21 protein-coding genes are annotated in these 21,038 nt (G+C 69.5%); 18 read left to right on the top strand and 3 right to left on the bottom strand.

The window, feature by feature from the left end; all coding sequences use genetic code 11:
- The 8 genes from BGO46_RS00620 to BGO46_RS00585 all read left to right on the top strand — a co-directional run bounded on the left by BGO46_RS00620 (window position 1) and on the right by BGO46_RS00585 (window position 9,599).
- On the top strand, window positions 1–849 hold the full coding sequence (locus BGO46_RS00620; RefSeq protein WP_292674759.1) for a DUF2993 domain-containing protein: 849 nt from the start codon (window positions 1–3) through the stop codon (window positions 847–849).
- Window positions 850–1,011: 162 nt separating this feature from the next.
- Complete coding sequence (gene lysA / locus BGO46_RS00615) at window positions 1,012–2,445, top strand: diaminopimelate decarboxylase (protein WP_292674761.1); 1,434 nt, start codon at window positions 1,012–1,014, stop codon at window positions 2,443–2,445.
- Window positions 2,442–3,788 carry a homoserine dehydrogenase gene (locus BGO46_RS00610; protein WP_292674763.1) on the top strand — a complete coding sequence of 449 codons (1,347 nt, stop codon included), beginning with the start codon at window positions 2,442–2,444 and terminating at the stop codon, window positions 3,786–3,788. Before lysA ends, BGO46_RS00610 begins: the two co-directional genes overlap by 4 nt.
- 43 nt (window positions 3,789–3,831) lie before the next feature.
- Window positions 3,832–4,920, top strand: coding sequence for a threonine synthase (thrC, locus tag BGO46_RS00605; RefSeq protein WP_292674766.1), 1,089 nt, complete (start codon window positions 3,832–3,834; stop codon window positions 4,918–4,920).
- The gene (gene thrB / locus BGO46_RS00600; RefSeq protein WP_292674769.1) at window positions 4,917–5,879 is read left to right on the top strand and encodes a homoserine kinase; all 963 of its coding nucleotides are present in this window, start codon (window positions 4,917–4,919) and stop codon (window positions 5,877–5,879) included. Before thrC ends, thrB begins: the two co-directional genes overlap by 4 nt.
- A 254-nt stretch (window positions 5,880–6,133) precedes the next feature.
- The gene (gene rho / locus BGO46_RS00595) at window positions 6,134–8,086 is read left to right on the top strand and encodes a transcription termination factor Rho (protein WP_292674827.1); all 1,953 of its coding nucleotides are present in this window, start codon (window positions 6,134–6,136) and stop codon (window positions 8,084–8,086) included.
- Between the two features lie 2 nt (window positions 8,087–8,088).
- A complete protein-coding gene (gene prfA / locus BGO46_RS00590; RefSeq protein WP_292674772.1) occupies window positions 8,089–9,171 on the top strand; it encodes a peptide chain release factor 1 in 1,083 nt (360 codons plus the stop codon).
- A gap of 17 nt (window positions 9,172–9,188) precedes the next feature.
- Entirely contained in the window at window positions 9,189–9,599 is a 411-nt protein-coding gene (locus BGO46_RS00585) for a hypothetical protein (RefSeq protein ID WP_292674774.1), read from the top strand.
- 110 nt (window positions 9,600–9,709) lie between these two features.
- Here BGO46_RS00585 and epsC read toward each other — a convergent pair whose 3' ends face one another.
- The 3 genes from epsC to cysK (BGO46_RS00570) form a co-directional block, all read right to left on the bottom strand.
- Window positions 9,710–10,282 (bottom strand): serine O-acetyltransferase EpsC, encoded by a 573-nt coding sequence (epsC, locus tag BGO46_RS00580; protein ID WP_292674776.1) that lies wholly within the window; start codon window positions 10,280–10,282, stop codon window positions 9,710–9,712.
- Window positions 10,279–11,226, bottom strand: a complete 948-nt coding sequence (gene cysK, locus BGO46_RS00575) for a cysteine synthase A (RefSeq protein WP_292674779.1) — start codon at window positions 11,224–11,226, stop codon at window positions 10,279–10,281. The genes epsC and cysK (BGO46_RS00575) overlap by 4 nt, the downstream gene beginning before the upstream one ends.
- A 117-nt stretch (window positions 11,227–11,343) precedes the next feature.
- Window positions 11,344–12,282 (bottom strand): cysteine synthase A, encoded by a 939-nt coding sequence (cysK, locus tag BGO46_RS00570; RefSeq protein WP_292674782.1) that lies wholly within the window; start codon window positions 12,280–12,282, stop codon window positions 11,344–11,346.
- Window positions 12,283–12,429: 147 nt separating this feature from the next.
- Here cysK (BGO46_RS00570) and prmC point away from each other — a divergent pair, with 147 nt between their 5' ends.
- The 10 genes from prmC (at window position 12,430) to BGO46_RS00520 (ending at window position 20,996) form a co-directional block, all read left to right on the top strand.
- Window positions 12,430–13,335, top strand: coding sequence for a peptide chain release factor N(5)-glutamine methyltransferase (prmC, locus tag BGO46_RS00565; RefSeq protein WP_292674785.1), 906 nt, complete (start codon window positions 12,430–12,432; stop codon window positions 13,333–13,335).
- An 80-nt stretch (window positions 13,336–13,415) separates the two neighbouring features.
- The gene (locus BGO46_RS00560) at window positions 13,416–14,135 is read left to right on the top strand and encodes an L-threonylcarbamoyladenylate synthase (RefSeq protein WP_292674786.1); all 720 of its coding nucleotides are present in this window, start codon (window positions 13,416–13,418) and stop codon (window positions 14,133–14,135) included.
- Window positions 14,132–15,307 (top strand): MraY family glycosyltransferase, encoded by a 1,176-nt coding sequence (locus BGO46_RS00555; protein WP_292674789.1) that lies wholly within the window; start codon window positions 14,132–14,134, stop codon window positions 15,305–15,307. The genes BGO46_RS00560 and BGO46_RS00555 overlap by 4 nt, the downstream gene beginning before the upstream one ends.
- 7 nt (window positions 15,308–15,314) lie before the next feature.
- Window positions 15,315–15,851, top strand: a complete 537-nt coding sequence (locus BGO46_RS00550; protein WP_292674791.1) for a hypothetical protein — start codon at window positions 15,315–15,317, stop codon at window positions 15,849–15,851.
- Between the two features lie 44 nt (window positions 15,852–15,895).
- Window positions 15,896–16,768, top strand: a complete 873-nt coding sequence (atpB, locus tag BGO46_RS00545) for a F0F1 ATP synthase subunit A (protein WP_292674794.1) — start codon at window positions 15,896–15,898, stop codon at window positions 16,766–16,768.
- A 49-nt stretch (window positions 16,769–16,817) separates the two neighbouring features.
- Complete coding sequence (gene atpE / locus BGO46_RS00540; protein ID WP_292674796.1) at window positions 16,818–17,054, top strand: ATP synthase F0 subunit C; 237 nt, start codon at window positions 16,818–16,820, stop codon at window positions 17,052–17,054.
- Between the two features lie 26 nt (window positions 17,055–17,080).
- Entirely contained in the window at window positions 17,081–17,617 is a 537-nt protein-coding gene (locus tag BGO46_RS00535; protein ID WP_292674799.1) for a F0F1 ATP synthase subunit B, read from the top strand.
- A complete protein-coding gene (locus tag BGO46_RS00530) occupies window positions 17,617–18,405 on the top strand; it encodes a F0F1 ATP synthase subunit delta (RefSeq protein ID WP_292674801.1) in 789 nt (262 codons plus the stop codon). Before BGO46_RS00535 ends, BGO46_RS00530 begins: the two co-directional genes overlap by 1 nt.
- Before the next feature lie 15 nt (window positions 18,406–18,420).
- Window positions 18,421–20,061: a F0F1 ATP synthase subunit alpha gene (gene atpA, locus BGO46_RS00525; RefSeq protein WP_292897123.1), complete on the top strand. Its 1,641-nt coding sequence runs from the start codon at window positions 18,421–18,423 to the stop codon at window positions 20,059–20,061.
- 23 nt (window positions 20,062–20,084) lie between these two features.
- On the top strand, window positions 20,085–20,996 hold the full coding sequence (locus BGO46_RS00520) for a F0F1 ATP synthase subunit gamma (protein ID WP_292897125.1): 912 nt from the start codon (window positions 20,085–20,087) through the stop codon (window positions 20,994–20,996).
- The last annotated feature ends 42 nt before the right edge of the window (window positions 20,997–21,038 follow it).

Here is a 21,038-nt window from a genome sequence, read left to right as displayed (position 1 = left end):
ATGAGTGACGAGCACCCGACGCAGCCGCTGCCCGACCCGACGGCGCGATGGGTGCTGCAGACGGATGCCCCGGCATCCGCCAAGCCTCGCCGCTGGCCGTGGCTGATCGCGGTCCTTGTGATCGTGGGCCTGGTCGTCGCGGCGTGGTTCGCGGGGGAGTACATCGCCCGCGGCATCGTCGACCGCACGATTCGCGACCAGATCACGACCGAGCTCGCCGTGCCGGCCGATCAGCCGATCGACATCGATATCCCCGGGCCGATCCTGCCGCAGCTCATCATCGGCAGCTTCGCCAAGGTCACGATCTCGTCCGACGACCTGCCGCTCGGCGGTGACACGGCGACGCCCGCGCTCGTCGCGGACGTGGTGGTGACCGCCGATGACGTCCACATCCGCGGCGACGGCGACTGGAGCAGCGCGACCGCGACGGTGACGCTCGATGAGGCGCAGCTCGAGGCGCTGCTCGGAACGATCGACGGGTTCCCCGCCGATACGGTCACGCTCGACCCGCCCGAGGTCGGCATCTCGATGGACCTGCAGGTGCTGGCTCTCACGGTGCCGGTCGGCGTCGATCTCGCGGCGCGCGCCGAGAACGGGCAGCTCGTGCTGACGCCGACGACGCTGAGAGTCGCGGGGGCCGAGATCTCCGCCGATGCGCTCGTCGCCCAGTTCGGCGCGATCGCGACGACCGTCATCCGCGACTGGGACGTGTGCCTCGCGCAGTACTACCCGGCGGCGATCGACCTGACCGGTGTGACCGTCGAGCGCACCGGCGTCGTGGCCGACCTCGAGATCAGCAGCGCGATCCTGCACGACCCAGCCGCGCGCGAGCCCGGCACGTGCGCCTGACCCCGCCGGCGACCCCCGACGACGAGCACCGGCGCCGAGCGAGGTCGCGCATGCGCGGGGCGTAATGCCGGGGTGCCCTAGAATGCAAGGACTGTCCGCGACGACGAATCGGGCGTGATCATTCCGCCCGCGTCCCGCTTCCCACCCCGATTGGTGCTCTCCGTGTCAGCCGCTCCCGACCGTCCTCTCGTGCCGGAGTGGCTCGGCGTGCCAAGCGATGCCAACGACCTCGTCGCCGCCGTCTGGCCGCCCTCCGCCGGCCGCGACGATGCGGGCGTGCTGCAGGTGGCCGGGGTCTCGGTCGCCGAGCTGCGTGAGCGGTTCGGCACGCCGCTGTACGTCCTCGATGAGGACGAGGTCCGCGCGCGCGCCCGTCGCGTCCGTGCGGCGTTCGAGGATGCCACCGCGCGGCACGGCATCCAGGCGCGCGTGTACTACGCCGGCAAGGCATTCCTGTCGACCGAGGTCGTCCGCTGGGTCACCGAAGAGGGTCTCGCCGTCGACGTCGCGACCGGCGGTGAGCTCGCCGTCGCGCTCGCGGGTGGTGCGGAACCGCCGCGCATCGGCGTGCACGGCAACAACAAGTCGGTCGCAGAACTCGAGCGCGCTGTGCAGCTGGGCGTCGGGTCGATCGTCATAGATTCGCTGACCGAGGTCGAACGCCTCGCCGCGATCGCCGAGCGGCTCGGACGCACGGGCGAGACGGCGCAGAACGTGCTCATCCGCGTGAACACGGGCGTGCACGCCGAGACGCATGACTTCCTCGCGACGGCGCACGAAGACCAGAAGTTCGGTTTCGCGCTGGCGGATGCCCCGGCCGTCGTCGCCCGCATCCGCGAGTTGCCGTCGCTGCACCTGGTCGGCGTGCACTGCCACATCGGCTCGCAGATCTTCGGCACCGCGGGGTTCGCCGAGTCGGCCGCGCGCCTCGTCGACCTGTACGCCGACCTTCGTCAGGGCGGTGAGATCGCCGTGCTGAACCTCGGCGGCGGCTTCGGCATCGCCTACACCTCGGCCGACACCCCGACCCCGATCGAAGAGCTCGCCGACGGCATCGTCGACGCCGTCGCGCGCGAGTGCGAGGCCCGTGGCGTGCCGCTGCCGAACCTCGCGTTCGAGCCTGGCCGGTCGATCGTCGGCCGCGCGGGTGTCACCCTCTACGAGGTCGGGACGGTCAAGCCCGTCCGCGTCGCCGACGACCTCACCCGCCTGTACGTCAGCGTCGACGGCGGCATGAGCGACAACGCCCGCCCCGCGCTCTACGGCGCGCAGTACTCGGCACGCATCGCCTCGCGCGTCTCGGATGCCGAACCCGCGCTCGCGCGCGTCGTCGGGCGGCACTGCGAATCGGGCGACATCGTCGTGGATGCCGAGTATCTGCCCGGCGACGTGACCGAGGGCGACCTCGTCGCCGTGCCCGCGACGGGCGCCTACTGCTTCTCGCTCGCGAGCAACTACAACTACGTGCCCCGACCGCCCGTCGTCGCTGTCAGCAGCGGCGCGGCGCGCGTCATCGTCAGGGGCGAGACGATCGACGACCTGCTGGCGCGTGACGCCGGCATCGCCGCGTCCGCCCGCCCCCAGGAGGAAATGTGACCGACTACCGACGCCTGCGTGTGGCCCTGCTCGGGGCCGGAGCCGTCGGCTCCCAGGTTGCCGCGCTGCTGCGCAAGCACGGCGATGAACTCGCCGACCGTGCCGGCGCCGCGCTTGATCTGGTGGGCATCGCCGTCCGCAACCCCGACGCGACGCGCGACGTCGAGCTTCCCCGCGAGCTGTTCACGACGGATGCCGACGAGCTCATCACCGGCGCCGACATCGTCATCGAGCTGATGGGCGGCATCGAGCCCGCGCGCAGCAACATCCTGCTCGCGCTCAGCTCGGGCGCCGACGTCGTCACTGCCAACAAGGCGCTGCTGGCCACGCACGGCCCCGAGATCTTCGACGCCGCCGACCAGGTGGGCGCGTCGGTCTACTACGAAGCCGCCGCCGCCGGTGCTATCCCGATCATCCGCCCGCTGCGCGACTCGCTCGCCGGTGACCGCGTGCAGCGGATCATGGGCATCGTCAACGGCACGACGAACTACATCCTCGACCGCATGGACCGCGAGGGCTCCGACTTCGCCGACGTGCTCGCCGATGCGCAGGCCCTGGGCTATGCGGAGGCTGACCCGACCGCCGACGTCGAGGGCTTCGACGCCGCGCAGAAGGCGGCGATCCTGGCATCCCTCGCCTTCCACACGGCCGTGCCGCTGGATGCCGTGCACCGCGAAGGCATCACGCAGATCGACACGCAGATGATGGATGCCGCGCGCAAGGCCGGCTACGTCATCAAGCTGCTCGCTGTGTGCGAGCGCCTCAGCGGCACGGATGCCTCGCCCAGCGGTGAGGCGATCTCGGTGCGCGTGTACCCGGCCCTGATCCCGCGCGAGCACCCGCTCGCGAGCGTGCACGGCGCCAACAACGCCGTCTTCGTGCAGGCCGAAGCCGCCGGCAACCTCATGTTCTACGGCGCGGGCGCCGGCGGCGTGCAGACCGCCTCGGCCGTGCTCGGCGATGTCGTGTCGGCCGCCCGCCGCCACATCGCCGGCGGCGTCGGCGTGGGCGAGTCGACGCGCGCGAACCTGCCGGTGCTGCCGGTCGGCCGCGTGACGACCCGCTACCAGATCACCCTCGAGGTGTCGGACACGCCGGGTGTGCTGGCGACCGTCGCGGGCATCCTCAGCGACGGACGCGTGTCGATCGCGACGGTCGAGCAGACGGTGCTGACGCAGGGCCCTTCGACAAGCTCAGGGACCACAGGACAGCCGGGGCTGGCCCGGATCATCATTGGGACCCACCGGGCACTTGAGCAGGACCTCAGCGAGACGGTCGAGCGGCTCGCCGCGAGCGGCGTCGTCACGCGGGTCGTGTCGGTGCTGCGGGTCGAGGGCGACTGAGGCCGACGGCCTCGCGGACAAGCTGAACCAAGGAGACGAGAAGATGGCCGAGAACACGAAGACCGTCCACGTGTGGCAGGGTGTCCTGCGCGAGTTCGCCGACCGGTTGGGCGTCACCGACGCCTCGACCGTCGTCACGCTCGGCGAGGGTGGCACGCCCCTGATCCCGGCGGCGTCGCTGTCGGCGATGACCGGTGCCGATGTGTACGTGAAGTTCGAGGGGATGAACCCGACGGGCTCGTTCAAGGACCGTGGCATGACCGTCGCGCTCTCGCGCGCGGTGGAGCACGGTGCGAAGGCGGTCATCTGCGCCTCGACCGGCAACACCTCGGCATCCGCCGCCGCCTACGCGGCGCACGCCGGCATCACCGCGGCCGTCCTCGTGCCCGAGGGCAAGATCGCGATGGGCAAGCTCAGCCAGGCGGTCATCCACGGTGGGCAGCTGATCCAGATCCGCGGCAACTTCGACGACTGCCTCGAGATCGCGCGCGAGCTCGCCGACAACTACCCCGTGCACCTCGTCAACTCGGTCAACCCCGACCGCATCGAGGGCCAGAAGACGGCGGCCTACGAGGTCGTGTCGCAGCTCGGGGATGCCCCCGACTTCCACTTCATCCCGGTCGGCAACGCCGGCAACTACACGGCATACACGCGCGGCTACCGCGAAGAGGCCGCCCGCGGCGTCGCGACGCGCGTGCCGCGCATGTTCGGCTTCCAGGCCGAGGGCTCGGCTCCGCTCGTGCGCGGTGAGGTCGTCAAGAACCCCGAGACGGTGGCCTCCGCCATCCGCATCGGCAACCCGGCATCGTGGGATCTCGCCCTCGAGGCGCGCGACGCGACCGACGGCTGGTTCGGCGCGATCACCGACGAGCGCATCCTCGCGGCGCAGAAGCTGCTGGCATCCACCGTCGGCGTCTTCGTCGAGCCCGGTTCGGCGATCAGCGTCGCGGGCCTGCTCGACCGCGCTGAGGCGGGGGTCATCCCGGCGGGTGCCAAGGTCGTGCTCACCGTCACCGGCCACGGCCTGAAGGACCCCCAGTGGGCTCTGCGCAACGCCGACGGCAGCGAGGTCACCCCGACCGTCGTCGACGCGACGACGAGCGAGGTCGCCTCGGTCCTGAACCTGGCATGACGCAGGTGGTCTCCGTTCCCTCCGACGCGACGCGCACCGTCGCGGTGCGCGTGCCCGCGACGAGCGCGAACCTCGGCCCCGGCTTCGACACGCTCGGCCTCGCGCTGAGCGTGTACGACGAGCTGGTCGTGTCAGCGCTGCCGCAGCCGGGGCTTCAGATCGAGGTCACCGGCGAGGGTGCGGGCGACGTGCCCACGGATGCCTCGCACCTGGTCGTGCGCGCGATGGCCTACGCGTACGAGTCGGTCGGGCGGCGGATGCCCGGCATCCATCTGACCGCGCACAACACGATCCCGCACGGGCGCGGCATGGGCTCGTCGGGCGCCGCCGTCGTGGCGGGACTGCTCGCCGCGAAGGGACTGCTCGCGGGCGACATCGAGTTCAGCGCCGACACGCTGCTGCGGCTCGCGACCGAACTCGAGGGGCACCCCGACAACGTCGCGCCGGCGCTGTTCGGCGGGCTCACGATCGCGTGGATGGACCAGGACGGCCCGCAGCACAAGAAGCTGCTCGTGCACCGCGGTGTCTCGCCGCTCGTGTTCGTGCCCGAGTTCACGATGTCGACCTCGGTCGCGCGCGGCCTCGCGCCGCTGCAGGTGCCGCGCGAGGACGCCGTCTTCAACGTCTCGCGCTCGGCGCTGCTGATCGCGGCACTCATGCAGAGCCCCGAGCTGCTGATGGCGGCGACGGAAGACAAACTGCACCAGTCGTACCGCGCGCAGGCGATGCCTGCGACCGACGCGCTCGTGCGCGCGCTGCGCGCCGAGGGCTTCGCGGCGGTCGTCTCGGGGGCGGGCCCGAGCGTGCTCGTGCTCGCCGACGGGCCGGGTCGCCGGCAAGACGCGGCGCGCGTCGCGGCATCCGCCTCGGACACACCGTGGGAGCCCCTCATGCTCGCCGTCGATGTGAGGGGTGGTACAGTGAGGGACTATACGGAGGGTTCCACGGAATACCCGTGAGTCTGGCCTCCGTCGCAATTCTGCGAACCCCCGCATAGTCACCCTTGCACCATCTGACGTCCAGCCGGATGTCGATGCGTCCCGGGTCAGCGCCTGCCGTGGACGGCGTCTGTGCGGATCTGTCTGTCCACACATCTATTGAAGGAGAACTCGTGGAGTCCCTCTCCGAGATCCAGTCCGAGACCGACGAAGCCCCGCGCGAGGATGCCGCGGCGCAGGAGGTCGTGAACACCGAGAGCCCTGTCGCGGAGGTCGTGACGGAGGCCGCCGAGGCTGTCGTCGAGCCCGCCGCCGAGGCGGAGGCACCCGTCGAGGAGCCCGCCGCTGAAGAGGCTGCTGCTGAAGAGGCGGCTGTCGAGGCGCCGGCCGAGCAGCCTGCCGCCGAGGTCGTGGCGGAGGCCGCGCCCGAGGCTGTTGTCGAGCCCGAGGTTGCTGCTGAGTCTGCGCCCGAGGCCGCTGTCGAGCCCGCCGCGGAGGTCCTCGAGGCCCCGCCCGTGAAGGCGCCGCGCAAGCGCGCGCCGCGCCGCGCGAAGAGCACCGACGTGCTCGCCGCCGAGGCTCCCGCGGCCGACGCTGCTCCCGTGGATGCACCCGCCGAGGCTGAGGCCGCCGTTCCCGCCGAGGAACCGGCCGCCGAGGCATCCGCTGTCGAGGCATCCGACGCGCCAGCTGAGGGTGACGCAGCCGCCGCGCCCGTCGACGGTGACGCCGCCGCGCCCGTCGCCGAGGGCGCTGAGACCCCCGCCGAAAGTGCCGAGGCCGCCGCTGAAGGCGCCGAGGCGCCCGCCGAGAGCGAGACGCCGACGCGCAGCCGCAGCCGGTCGCGCAGCCGCAGCCGCAGCCGCGGTCAGAAGACGGACGGCGGCCAGAACAACACCCAGAACGGCCAGGGCGGGCAGAACGCGCCGGCCGCCGACGAGGCCAAGTCCGACTCCGACGACGAGCAGGCCCAGGGCCGCGGCCGGCAGCGCAACAAGCGCCGTCCGCAGGGCCAGGGCGGCGACGAGTTCGAGACCGAGATCGGCGAGGACGACATCCTCATCCCGATCGCGGGCATCCTCGACGTGCTCGACAACTACGCGTTCGTCCGCACTACCGGGTACCTGCCCGGCACAAGCGACGTCTACGTCTCGCTCGGTCAGGTCAAGAAGTACAACCTGCGCAAGGGTGACGCCGTCGTCGGTGCCATCAAGCAGCCGCGCGAGGGTGAGCAGTCCAGCCGCCAGAAGTACAACGCGCTGGTCAAGGTCGACGCGATCAACGGCCTGTCGGTCGACGACGCCGCGAACCGCGTCGAGTTCGGCAAGCTGACGCCGCTCTACCCGCAGGACCGCCTGCGCCTGGAGACCGCGCCCGAAAAGCTGACCCAGCGCATCATCGACCTCGTCGCCCCCATCGGCAAGGGCCAGCGCGGCCTCATCGTCGCGCCGCCCAAGGCCGGCAAGACGATCGTGCTGCAGCAGATCGCGAACGCGATCGCGACGAACAACCCCGAGGTCCACCTCATGGTCGTGCTCGTCGACGAACGGCCCGAAGAGGTCACCGACATGCAGCGCACCGTCAAGGGCGAGGTCATCGCCTCGACCTTCGACCGCCCCGCCGAAGACCACACGACGGTCGCCGAGCTCGCGATCGAGCGCGCCAAGCGTCTCGTCGAGCTGGGCCGCGACGTCGTCGTGCTGCTCGACTCGATCACGCGCCTCGGTCGCGCCTACAACGTCTCGGCCCCGACGAGCGGCCGCGTGCTGTCCGGCGGCGTCGACGCGTCGGCGCTGTACCCGCCCAAGCGCTTCTTCGGTGCCGCGCGCAACATCGAGAACGGCGGATCGCTCACGATCCTCGCGACGGCGCTCGTCGAGACCGGCTCGAAGATGGACGATGTCATCTTCGAGGAGTTCAAGGGCACCGGCAACAGCGAGCTGCGTCTGAGCCGCCAGCTGGCCGACAAGCGCATCTTCCCGGCGGTCGACGTCAACGCGTCGTCCACGCGTCGCGAAGAGATGCTGCTGAGCCCCGACGAGGTCAAGATCACCTGGAAGCTGCGTCGCGCCCTCGCGGGCCTCGACCCGCAGCAGGCGCTCGAGGTCGTGCTCGGCAAGCTCAAGGAGACCTCGAGCAACGTCGAGTTCCTCGTGCAGATGCAGAAGTCGATCCCGGCTCCTGCCGCCGGCGGCCACAGCCACGGGCACGAGAACAGCATCCGCTGATCGTGTTCGAGTCCGTCGCCGGGCTGATCGCGGAGCACAAGGCGGTTCAGGAGGAACTCTCCGATCCCGCCGTGCACGCTGACGCCGCACGCGCGAAGCGGGTCAACCGGCGCTATGCCGAGCTGAGCCGGATCGTCGCGGCGCACGATGCGTGGGTCGCGGCATCCGACGATCTGGATGCCGCGCGCGAGCTCGCCGGCGAGGACGAGGCCTTCGCGGCCGAGGTCCCCGGGCTCGAGGAGCAGGTCGCGGCATCCGCCGAGAAGCTGCGGCGCCTGCTGATCCCGCGCGATCCCGACGACGCGCGCGACGTGATCATGGAGATCAAGGCGGGGGAGGGCGGCGCCGAGTCGGCGCTGTTCGCCGCCGATCTGCTGCGCATGTACCTGCAGTACGCCGCCTCGAAGGGCTGGAAGACCGAGCTGCTCGAGCGCAACGAGTCCGACCTGGGCGGCTACAAAGACGTGCAGGTCGCGATCAAGGGCTCGAGCTCCGACCCCGCGCAGGGCGTGTGGGCGCATCTGAAGTACGAGGGCGGTGTGCACCGCGTGCAGCGGGTGCCCGCGACCGAGTCGCAGGGGCGCATCCACACCTCGACGACGGGCGTGCTGGTCTTCCCCGAGGTCGACGAGCCCGAAGAGGTGCAGATCGACCAGAACGACCTCCGCATTGATGTGTACCGCTCGTCGGGCCCGGGTGGGCAGTCGGTCAACACGACCGATTCGGCGGTGCGCATCACGCACATCCCGACCGGGATCGTCGTCTCGATGCAGAACGAGAAGAGCCAGCTGCAGAACCGCGAGGCCGGCATGCGCGTGCTGCGTGCGCGCCTGCTCGCCAAGCAGCAGGAGGAGTTGGATGCCGCGGCATCCGACGCCCGTCGTTCGCAGATCCGCGGCATGGACCGCTCGGAGCGCATCCGCACATACAACTTCCCCGAGAACCGCATCGCCGACCATCGCACGGGGTACAAGGCGTACAACCTCGATCAGGTGATGGACGGGGCGCTCGAGCCGATCATCGAGTCGGCGATCACGGCCGACGAAGAGGCGCGGCTGGCCGCCCTCGGCGGAGGCGACGCGTAGGTCGATACAGTGAGCGCATGATCATGTTCCTGCTGCGCGCGCTCATCTTCTTGCTGTCCGCAGCGATCGGCCTCATCGTGGCCGACCTCGTCCTGGACGGCTTCACGATCGACTGGGGCAACCCGCTCGGATTCATCCTCGCGATCGTCATCTTCGCGGTGCTGCAGTCGATCCTCGCGCCGTGGCTCGCCACGGTGGCGCGGCGCAACGCGCCCGCGCTGCTCGGCGGCATCGGCATCGTCTCGACCTTCGCGGCGCTGCTGATCACCGTGATCATCCCCGGCGCCGGACTCACGATCGGCGCGCCCTGGTGGACGTGGCTCATCGCACCCGTCATCGTGTGGCTCGCGACGGCGCTCGCGACCTGGCTGCTGCCGGCGCTGTTCATCAAGAAGAAGGTCGACGACCGCCGCGACGCGACGGCCTGACCCGGGGCATCCACTGCCGAAAACAGGCAGATGCACCAAAACAGGCGGATGCCACGCGGATTCGCCTGTTCATGCGCGGTTGCCTGTTCTCGCGCCGCGACGGCCTGACCTCAGATAAAGTACTCCGGCGCGGTGAGCAGGGCGCGGGTGTCCTCACCGGCGGCGCGCTTGCGCGGCTTGGCGGGGACGCCGACGAGCACCGAGTCCTCCGGGGCATCCTTCGTCACGACGGCATTCGCGCCGACGGCGGAACGCGCGCCGATCGTGATCGGGCCGAGGATCTTCGCGCCCGCGCCGACGGCGACCCCGTCGCCGAGCGTCGGATGCCGCTTGCCGCGATCGTGCGTCTGACCGCCGAGGGTCACGCCGTGGTAGAGCATGACGTCGTCGCCGATCTCGGCGGTCTCGCCGATCACGACGCCCATGCCGTGGTCGATGAAGAAGCGCCGCCCGATCGTCGCGCCGGGGTGGATCTCGATGCCGGTCAGCCACCGCGTCAACTGCGACAGGGCCCGCGCGAGGAAGCGGAAGCCCCGCGTCCACAGTGCGTGCGCGAGGCGGTACGACCAGATCGCGTGCAGCCCCGAGTAGAGCACCGCGATCTCCACCTTGCTGCGCGCGGCGGGGTCGCGCAGCATCGCCGCGGCGAGGTCTTCGCGCACACGTGCGAACGCGCGCTTCACTTCGCGGGCTCTTCCTGCAGGTGCGCGTACAGGGCGGTCGACAGATACCGTTCGCCGCTGTCGGGCACGATCACGACGATGCGCTGCCCGGCCGATTCCGGCCGCGCGGCGATCTGCAGGGCGGCCCAGACGGCGGCTCCCGCCGACATTCCGGCGAGGATGCCTTCGCGCGCCGCCAACTCGCGGGCGACGCGGATCGCGTCGTCGAACTCGACGTCGAAGATCTCGTCGACGACCGAGCGGTCGAGCACGTCGGGGACGAAGTTGGGGCCGATGCCCTGGATGCGGTGCCCGCCCGCGCGTCCTTCGGTGAGCACGGGGGAGTCCTTGGGCTCGACGAGCGCAACTTTCACACCCGGCAGCCGCTCGTGCAGCACCTGGCCGACGCCCGTCACGGTGCCGCCCGTGCCCGAGCCTGCGACGAACCAGTCGAGCTGCCCGTCGGTGTCGCGCAGGATCTCCTCCGCGGTCGTGCGGCGGTGGATCGCGGCGTTCGCGGCACTTTCGAACTGGCGCGCGAGCACGGCTCCCGGCGTCTCGGCGGCGATGCGCTGGGCGGTCTCGACGGCCTCGGTCATGCCCTTGTACGGGTCGGTGAGCACGAGTTCGGCGCCGTAGGCCTTCAGCAGCGTGCGGCGCTCCTTCGACATCGATGCCGGCATCGTCAAGATCACCTTGTAGCCGCGCGCCGCTCCGATCAGCGCGAGCGAGATGCCCGTGTTGCCGCTCGTCGACTCGACGATCGTGCCGCCGGGCTGCAGCTCTCCTGAGGCTTCCGCGGCCTCGACGAGCGCGAACCCGAGGCGGTCTTTGACCGATGACCCCGGGTTGTAGAATTCGAGCTTGGCGAGCACCTCCGCGTGCAGCCCCTCGGTGAGCGCGTTCAGGCGCACGAGCGGGGTCTGACCGAACGCGGTGGTGATGTCGGAGTGGATGCCGGGCACGGGAGCCTCTCGAGTCAGTGCGGGGTCAGCAGGGGAGTGGGGCGACGGATACGGCCACGGACCCCGGTGCAACCGAGGCCCGTGGCCGATGATACGTGCCCCGGATACGGGTCGGGGTCAGTCTTCGCGCAGATCGTCGAACAGCGCGGTGGACAGGTAGCGCTCACCGGTGTCGGGGACGATCACGACGATGTTCTTACCGGCCGACTCGGGGCGTGCGGCGATCTGCAGCGCGGCCCAGACAGCTGCGCCCGACGAGATGCCCGCGAGGATGCCTTCCTGAGCGGCGAGGGCACGCGAGGTGGCGATTGCGTCGTCGAACTCGGCGGTGACGATCTCGTCGTAGACGGTCGTGTCGAGGATCGGCGGCACGAAGTTCGGGCCGATGCCCTGGATCTTCGCCGGTCCGGCGGTGCCGGTCGACAGCAGCGGCGAGGCGGTCGGCTCGACCGCGACGACGGTGACGTCGCTCTTGCGCTCCTTGAGCACCTGACCGACACCCGTGATGGTGCCGCCCGTGCCGATGCCCGCGACGAACACGTCGACGGCACCGTCGGTGTCGCGCCAGATCTCCTCGGCGGTCGTCTTGCGGTGGATCTCGGGGTTGGCGGCGTTCTCGAACTGGCTGGCGAGGATCGCACCGGGCGTCTCGGCGACGATCTCCTGCGCCTTCGCGACGGCCGCCTTCATGCCGCCCGCGGGGTCGGTGAGGACGAGCTCCGCGCCGAAGCGCTTCAGCAGCTGGCGACGCTCGATCGACATCGAGGAGGGCATCGTGAGGATGACCTTGTAGCCGCGCGCCGCGCCGACGAGGGCGAGGGCGATGCCCGTGTTGCCGCTCGTGCCCTCGACGATCGTGCCACCGGGCTGCAGCGCGCCGGCCGCCTCAGCGGCGTCGATGATCGCGATGCCGATGCGGTCCTTGACGCTCGAGCCGGGGTTGAAGTACTCGAGCTTCGCGAGCACGGTGCCGGGCAGCCCCTCGGCGACGCGGTTGAGCTTCACGAGCGGGGTGTTGCCGAACGAACTCGTGATGTCGGAGTGGATGCCGGACATGGCCTGCCTTTCTGGCAAAGAGAGAGATCACCTCGGGTGGTGGACTCGAGGGCTAGGTGACTTTCAGCCTAGGCGGATCGTGTTCTCGGGCGGTCGAATGTGACGAATCATCACGCCGCGCACGGCGCCGATAGGCTGGGATGACCCATGAATACCGAGCGAGAATCCGGCGCGCCCGCGTCGCTGGGCGACCGGAAGCCGGCATCGCTGAGCGACCTGCTGCGCGACGCTGCCGTGACGCTGGCATCCGCCGGTGTGCCGACGCCCGATGTCGACGCCGAGCTGCTCGCGGCGCACGTGTTCGGCCTCAGTCGGGGCGAGCTGGCCGCCGCGGCGCTGCGCGGGGCGGATGCTCCGGCCGAGACCGCCGGCTTCGCCGATCTCGTCGCGCGCCGCGCCGCCCGCGAGCCGCTGCAGCATCTGACGGGGCTCGCGCCCTTCCGGCACCTCGAACTGCGCGTCGGCCCCGGTGTGTTCGTGCCGCGGCCCGAGACCGAGATGGTCGCGCAGCTCGCGATCGACGCATTGCGAGCCGTGCCCGACGCCGAGCCGGTCGCCGTCGATCTGGGCACCGGATCGGGCGCGCTGGCGCTCGCGATGGCGACCGAGGTGCCCAACGCGCGCGTGCACGCCGCCGAGAACGCCGTCGACGCGTTCATCTGGGCGAAGGAGAACTTCGCCGCCCTCGCCCCGGCGGCGCACCTGGCGTTCATCGACCTGGCATCGGCCTTCCCCGAGTTGGACGGACAGGTCGCGGTGCTCGTCTCGAATCCGCCATACGTGCCGGATGCCGCGATTCCGCGCGAGCCCGAAGTGCGGCATTGGGACCCGCCGTCGGCTCTGTACGGGGGCGAGGACGGACTCGATGTCGTCCGCACGCTCTCCGACGTCGGCCTGCGACTGCTGCGGCCGGGCGGCACGCTCGTCCTCGAGCACGGCGAGTGGCAGGGTGCGCCGATCCGCGGGCTGCTGACCGCCGCAGGGTGGCGCGCCGCCGCGACGCATCCCGACCTGACGCTGCGCGATCGCGCGACGACGGCGCTGCGGCCGTGACGCGACCCGCATCGGTGACGGCGACATGGGCATCCGCTGGGCTGAACGCGCAACGCGTCGAAACGTAGACTGGGTGGGATATGTCTGAGGTCTTCGATTGCCGCGATGCCGAGCAGCTGCTGCCCGCGATGCGCCGGGCACGCCAAGCGATCGGTCGTGGTGAGCTTGTCGTGCTGCCGACCGACACCGTCTACGGGATCGGCGCCGATGCGTTCAGCCCCGACGCCGTTGCGCGGCTGCTGGCCGCGAAGGGCCGCGGGCGCCAGTCGCCGCCGCCGGTCCTGGTGGCCGGCGTCGCCACGATGCGGGCGCTCGTCGCCGAGGTTCCCGAGCCGGTCGAACGCCTCGTTGAGGCGTTCTGGCCGGGCGGTCTCACGATCGTGTTGCCCGCGCAGCCGTCGCTGTCATGGGACCTCGGCGAGACCCGCGGCACGGTCGCGCTGCGGATGCCTGCCGAGCGCTTCGCCCTGGAACTGCTCGAAGAATGCGGCCCGCTCGCCGTCTCGAGCGCCAACCTGACCGGCCGCGCCGCCGCGATCGACGTGCACGGCGCAATCGACATGCTGGGGGACTCGGTCTCGGTCTACCTCGACGGCGGCCCGTCGACCACGGGTGTGGCATCCACGATCATCGATGCGACGGGTCTGGTCACCGGCGACCGGCGCGTGCGTGTGCTGCGTGACGGGGCCATCAGTCGCGAGCAGGTGCACGAGATCCTCGGCGACCTGCTCGAGCCCGTCGATCCGGATGCCCCGTTGCCCGGCGACGGCGGTGCACGGCCGGCGGACGGCCCGGCGTGAAGCTCTACATCCTCGTCGCCATCGTGACGGCGGTGGCGACCCTCGGGTTCACCGCGGCGGTGTGGCGATTCGGATTGCGCTTCAAGCTGTATCCGGCAATCCGCGAGCGCGACGTGCACACGACGCCCAAACCCCGCATCGGCGGGGTCGCGATGTACCTCGGCGTGCTGGCCGCCTTCGCCCTCTCGTCGCAGATCCAGTACTTCGATGTCATCTGGTCAGACCCCGCGGCCGTCTGGTCGATCCTGGGCGCGGCGACCCTCATCGTGATCGTCGGGGTGGCGGATGACCTGTGGGACCTCGACTGGATGATCAAGCTCGGCGCGCAATTCGTCGCGGCGGGGATCATCGTGGGGCTCGGAGGCATCCAGATCTTCGCGATTCCCTTCGGCGGCCAGATCGTCGTGTCGAGCTGGGTGAGCTTCGCGCTGTCGGTGTTCGCGATCGTCATCGTGATGAACGCCGTCAACTTCGTCGACGGACTCGACGGCCTCGTCGCCGGCGTCGCGCTGATCGCCAACCTCGTCTTCTTCGTCTACACGTACCTCGTCGCGCGCGACCAGGGCGTCGCCAGCTACGCGAACCTCGCCACACTGCTCGCCGTCGTCATCATCGGCATCTGCATCGGGTTCCTCCCGCTGAACTGGAACCCGTCGAAGCTGTTCATGGGCGACTCGGGAGCCCTGCTCATCGGGCTGCTCATGGCGACCTCGGCCATCTATGTCACCGGGACGCTCGATCCGCATGTGCTCGGCGACAACGACGTGTTCGGTCGCTCACAGCTGCTCGGCGCGTTCCTGCCGATCCTGCTGCCCGTCGTGGTCGTCCTGCTGCCCTTGCTCGACTTCGGCATGGCGATCGTGCGCCGGATGGGCAAGGGACAGTCGCCGTTCTCACCCGACCGCAAGCACCTGCACCACCGCATGCTCGACATGGGGCACAGCGACCGCGCCGCCGTCCTCGTCTTCTACTCGTGGACGGCCATCGTCTCGATCGGCGTGCTGCTGATGTACATCGGCACGACCCAGGCCTGGCCGGGCGGCTACTGGGGCGGCGTCACGTACCTGCTGCTGGGTGCCATCGCCTGCGTCGCCGTGACCCTGCTGCCGTCGAAGCCCGCCACCCCTGTCATCTCCCGCGCCGCCGCCGATGCGCCGGCATCATCGAACTGAGGACCCCATGACCGAGGCATCCGCCCCGAACGACCGCGAAGTCACGAGCAACCCGCTGCTGCGCCGCACCTTGATCTGGTCGGCGGTCGCGACCGGCGTGCTCGCCGTCGTGGGCGCCATCGTCGGCTACGCCGTGGCCGGCACGTCGGGCCTGTGGAGCGCGCTCGTCGCGATCCTGCTGGCTGCGGTGTTCCTGGGATTCACCGCCGCGACGATCCTGATCGCGAACCGCTGGCACGGCGATCCGCTCTACGTGCCGATCTTCTTCGGCTCAGTAATGGGTGGGTGGATCGTCAAGTTCGTCGTGTTCATCGTCGTCCTGCTCGCCCTGCGGGGTGCACCGTGGCTCAACAACACGGTGTTCTTCGTCGCGCTCGTGGCCAGTGTCGTCGTCTCCCTCGTGATCGACGTGCTCGTCATGCTGAGGATGCGCGTGCCGGTCGTCGACACTCCGCTGCCGACCCTGGCTGACGTGTCGGAAGAAGCCGACCTGCCGGAAGAAGGGGAGGGTCCGTCTGCGGACAAGAACGCCTCTCGAGACTGATAGGCTGTCTCTGCGCCCGTCGCGCCCCGCGCAACGCGTGCGCAGTGACGCTCACACCGACCATCGTCGCACCGGTTCCTGCCGGTACCCCGAAGCTGGAGCCAGCGCTGTTTACCCAACTTGCGAGCCTGATCGCCAAGACCGCCACTGACGGCGGCGAGTTCCACGGACCGTCGATCGATGAGTTCTTCCCCGAAGTCCTCTTCGACATCCTCGGCGTCCCGGTCACCCGGATCCACCTGATCCAGTTCATCGCGACGATCGCACTCGTCGTGATCTTCTGGCTCGGCACGCGCAACATGCGCGTCGTTCCGGGGCGCTTCCAGAGCCTCGTCGAGATGGGCCTCGACTTCGTCCGCACCGGCATCGCGGAAGACCTGCTCGGCAAGAAGGACGGGCAGCGCTTCCTGCCGATCCTGACGACGATCTTCTTCATGATCCTGTTCATGAACCTGACCGGTGTCATCCCCGGCCTGAACATCGCCGGCACCGCGATCATCGCCGTGCCGTTGCTGCTGGCCGTCGTCAGCTACGTGACCTTCATCTACGCCGGCATCAAGAAGAGCCCGAAGAACTTCTTCAAGAACTCGCTGTTCCCCTCGGGCGTGCCGTGGCCGATCTACATCATCGTGACTCCGATCGAGCTGATCTCGACCTTCATCATCCGTCCCGTCACGCTGACGCTCCGACTCCTGATGAACATGATGGTCGGCCACCTGTTGCTGGTCCTGTTCTTCGCCGCGACCCAGTTCTTCCTCTTCACGCTGGGCGGCTGGTGGTCGGCACTGGCGGCGGGCTCGCTCGCCTTCGGCTTCGTCTTCACCCTGTTCGAACTCCTGGTGGCCGTCCTCCAGGCATACGTCTTCACCATCCTCACCGCGGTCTACATTCAGCTCGCGGTGGCAGAAGAGCACTGAGCGGGCGAACCTCCCGGTTCTCCCACCCAACCCCGAAAGGAAAACCCCCATGGACGCAACCACGGTTGCTGCTGGACTGTCCGGCTCGATCGCGACGGTCGGCTACGGCCTCGCCGCCATCGGCCCCGCCATCGGCGTGGGCGTCGTCGTCGGCAAGACGATCGAGGGTGTCGCCCGTCAGCCCGAGCTGGCCGGTCGCCTGCAGGTCCTGATGTGGATCGGTATCGCCTTCACCGAGGCGCTCGCCTTCATCGGCATCGCGACCGCCTTCATCTTCGGCTTCTGATCGCTCCCACCAGTTAAGGAGACAGGATGTCGAATCTTGTCGCGTACGCCGCCGAGACCGAAGCGCACAACCCGCTTCTGCCGGCTCCGTACGACATTCTCTGGTCGGCGGTCTGCTTCGTCATCATCCTCTTCATCTTCTGGCGGGTCGCTCTGCCCAAGATGAAGGACCTGCTCGACCAGCGCGCTGCCGCCATCGAAGGCAACATCGCGAAGGCCGATGAGGCACAGCGCAAGGCCGAGGCCGCGCTGGAGGAGTACACCGCGCAGCTGGCCGACGCTCGCAAGGAGGCCGGTGAGATCCGCGACGCCGCCCGTGAGGACGGCAAGAAGATCGTCACCGAGGCGCGTGAGAACGCGTCTGCCGAGGCATCCCGCCTGACGGCCGCCGCGCACTCGCAGATCGAGGCCGAGCGTCAGACGGCGCTCGTCTCGCTGCGCAGCGAGGTCGGTACGCTCGCGCTCGACCTGGCCGGCGGCGTCATCGGTGAGTCCCTCTCCGACGACGCGAAGGCCAAGGGTGTCGTGGACCGCTTCCTCGCCGACCTCGAGAAGACGAAGTAATGGGTAGCGCGACCACTCAGGCACTGGCGACGACCACCGCCGAGCTGAAGGCAGCGAAGGTGAGCGACCTCACGGTCGCCCGCGAGCTGTTCGCGGCCGCGCGCGAGATCGCCGAGTCGGCGCAGCTGAGCGGCGCGCTCTCGTCGTGGGGCGCGCCGGCAGCGGCGCGCGCTCAGGTCGCCCGCACCGTGTTCGCCGGTTTCGGCGCGACGTCGGTGCAGCTCGTGGCATCTGCGGTGTCGCAGCGGTGGTCCTCGGTCGAGGACCTCATCGCCGGCATCGAGGAACTCGCGATCCGCGCCGCCGCCATCGGAGCACCGGACGCCGACGTCGAGGGGGAGCTGTTCCAGGTCGCCCGCACCGTCGCGGCGAACCCCGAGCTCGAGCTCGCCCTCGGCAGCCGCCTCGGTGAGGCATCCGCCAAGGGTGCACTCATCGAGAAGCTGTTCTCCGGTCAGGCGAGTGCGGCGACGACGCTCATCGCGTCGCAGCTCGTGCAGCAGCCGCGTGAGCGGCGTGTGCGCGCCCTGCTGAATCGTGCGCTGCGCCTCGTCGCCGACGAGCGTGGCCGAACGGTCGCGACGGTGCGTGTCGCCACGGCGCTGGATGCCGCGCAGCAGCAGCGCCTCGCGCAGGCGCTCAGCACGCGCTACGGCAGCGACGTCACCGTCAACGTCATCGTGGACCCCGAGGTCCTCGGCGGCATGCGTGTGGAGATCGGCGACGACGTCATCGACGGCACTGTCTCTTCCCGAATCAACGACTTGCGCCAGCGCCTCGCTGGCTGAAACAGAAGGAACACCATGGCAGATCTCACCATCAGCCCCGATGCCATCCGGGATGCGCTGAAGGACTTCGTCGCCGCCTACGAGCCGGCGTCCGCGAGTGCGACCGAGGTCGGCACGGTCGTCGACGCGGCCGACGGCATCGCCCACGTCGAGGGTCTTCCCGGCGTCATGGCGAACGAGCTCGTCCGCTTCGAGAACGGCATCGAGGGCCTCGCGCTGAACCTCGACGAGAACGAGATCGGTGTCGTCGTTCTCGGCGACTTCTCCGGCATCGAGGCGGGCCAGAAGGTCACCCGCACCGGTGAGGTCCTGTCGGTCGCCGTCGGCGACGGCTACCTCGGCCGTGTCGTCGACCCGCTCGGCAACCCGATCGACGGTCTCGGCGACATCGCGACCGAGGGTCGTCGTGCCCTCGAGCTGCAGGCGCCCGGCGTCATGCAGCGCAAGAGCGTGCACGAGCCCATGCAGACCGGCATCAAGGCTATCGACGCCATGATCCCCGTCGGCCGCGGCCAGCGCCAGCTCATCATCGGCGACCGCCAGACCGGCAAGACGGCCATCGCGATCGACACGATCATCAACCAGAAGTCCAACTGGGACTCGGGCGATGTCAACAAGCAGGTCCGCTGCATCTACGTCGCCATCGGCCAGAAGGGCTCGACGATCGCCTCCGTCAAGGGTGCGCTCGAGGACGCCGGAGCCATGGAGTACACGACGATCGTCGCCGCTCCCGCATCCGACCCCGCCGGCTTCAAGTACCTCGCCCCTTACACCGGTTCGGCCATCGGCCAGCACTGGATGTACGGCGGCAAGCACGTCCTGATCATCTTCGATGACCTGTCGAAGCAGGCCGAGGCCTACCGAGCCGTGTCGCTGCTGCTGCGCCGCCCGCCGGGCCGCGAGGCATACCCCGGCGACGTCTTCTACCTGCACTCGCGTCTGCTCGAGCGTTGCGCGAAGCTGTCGGACGAGCTGGGCGCGGGTTCGATGACGGGCCTGCCGATCATCGAGACGAAGGCCAACGACGTGTCGGCGTACATCCCGACCAACGTGATCTCGATCACCGACGGCCAGATCTTCCTGCAGTCCGACCTGTTCAACGCCAACCAGCGCCCCGCTGTCGACGTGGGTATCTCGGTCTCGCGTGTCGGTGGTGACGCTCAGGTCAAGTCGATCAAGAAGGTCTCGGGAACGCTCAAGCTCGAGCTTGCCCAGTACCGCTCGCTCGAGGCGTTCGCGATGTTCGCGTCCGACCTCGACGCAGCCTCGCGTCGTCAGCTCGACCGTGGTGCGCGTCTGACCGAGCTGCTCAAGCAGCCGCAGTACGACCCGTACCCCGTCGAAGAGCAGGTCGTCTCGATCTGGGCCGGCACCAACGGTAAGCTCGACTCGATCGAGGTCGAGGACGTGCTCCGCTTCGAGCGCGACCTGCTCGACTACCTCAAGCGCAACACGACGATCCTCGACACGCTGCGCGAGACCAACGTCCTCGATGACGCCACGCTCGCCGAGCTCGACAAGGTGACGGATGCCTTCATCCTGGAGTTCCAGGGTGGCAAGGGCCAGGCCATCAACAAGCCGGGCCACGAAGAGGTCGCTGCCGCGCACGAGGAGGACGTGAACCAGGCGCAGATCGTCAAGGGCCGCCGCGGCTGAGGCCCGGCGACTGAGACTGAGCCATGGGCGCACAACTCCGGGTCTACAAGCAGAAGATCTCTTCTGCTCAGACGACCAAGAAGATCACGAAGGCGATGGAACTCATCGCGGCTTCGCGCATTCAGAAGGCGATGGCGCGCGTGCGCGCGTCCTCACCCTTCTCGCGGGCCGTGACGCGCGCCGTCTCCGCCGTGGCGACGCACTCCAACACGCAGCACCCGCTCACGACCGAGCGTGAAGTGATCCGCCGCAGCGCGGTGGTCATCTTCGCCTCCGACCGCGGACTCGCCGGCGCATTCAACTCGCAGATCCTCCGCGAGGGCATGCAGCTGGGCGAACTGCTGCGGTCGCAGGGCAAGGACGTGCAGTACTACCTCGTCGGTCGCAAGGCCGTCGGCTACTTCCAGTTCCGGCGCCTGCCGTCGGCCGGGGAGTGGATCGGCGACACCGACACGCCGCACTTCAACACGGCCGAGCAGATCGCCGGCGCCCTTCTGGACGCCTACGACCTGGGCGGCGAAGAGGCGGGTGGCGTCGACGAGATCCACCTCGTGTTCAACCGCTTCGTCAGCATGATGACCCAGGAGCCGCAGACCGTGCGTCTGCTGCCCCTCGAGGTCGTTGAAGCCGAAGAAGGCACCGACGAGACGGCCGCGACGCAGGTGTACCCCCTGTACGAGTTCGAGCCGAGCCCCGAGGTCGTCCTCGACGCACTGCTGCCGACGTACGTGCAGAGCCGCGTGTTCAACGCACTGCTGCAGTCGTCGGCTGCCAAGCACGCCGCGACACAGAAGGCGATGAAGAGCGCGAGCGACAACGCCGACAAGCTCATCACCGACTACACCCGCCTGCGCAACAACGCGCGTCAGGCCGAGATCACTCAGCAGATCGCCGAGATCGTCGGCGGCGCCGATGCCCTGGCATCCGGCAAGTAACGACCACACCGAAAGAGACAGACAATGACTGCCACCGCCACC

Source organism: Microbacterium sp. 70-16 (assembly GCF_001898315.1).
In the GTDB taxonomy this organism is placed as follows: domain Bacteria; phylum Actinomycetota; class Actinomycetes; order Actinomycetales; family Microbacteriaceae; genus Microbacterium.
Note: the sequence above shows the minus strand (reverse complement) of the source record. Positions and strands in the feature narration are given on the sequence as shown.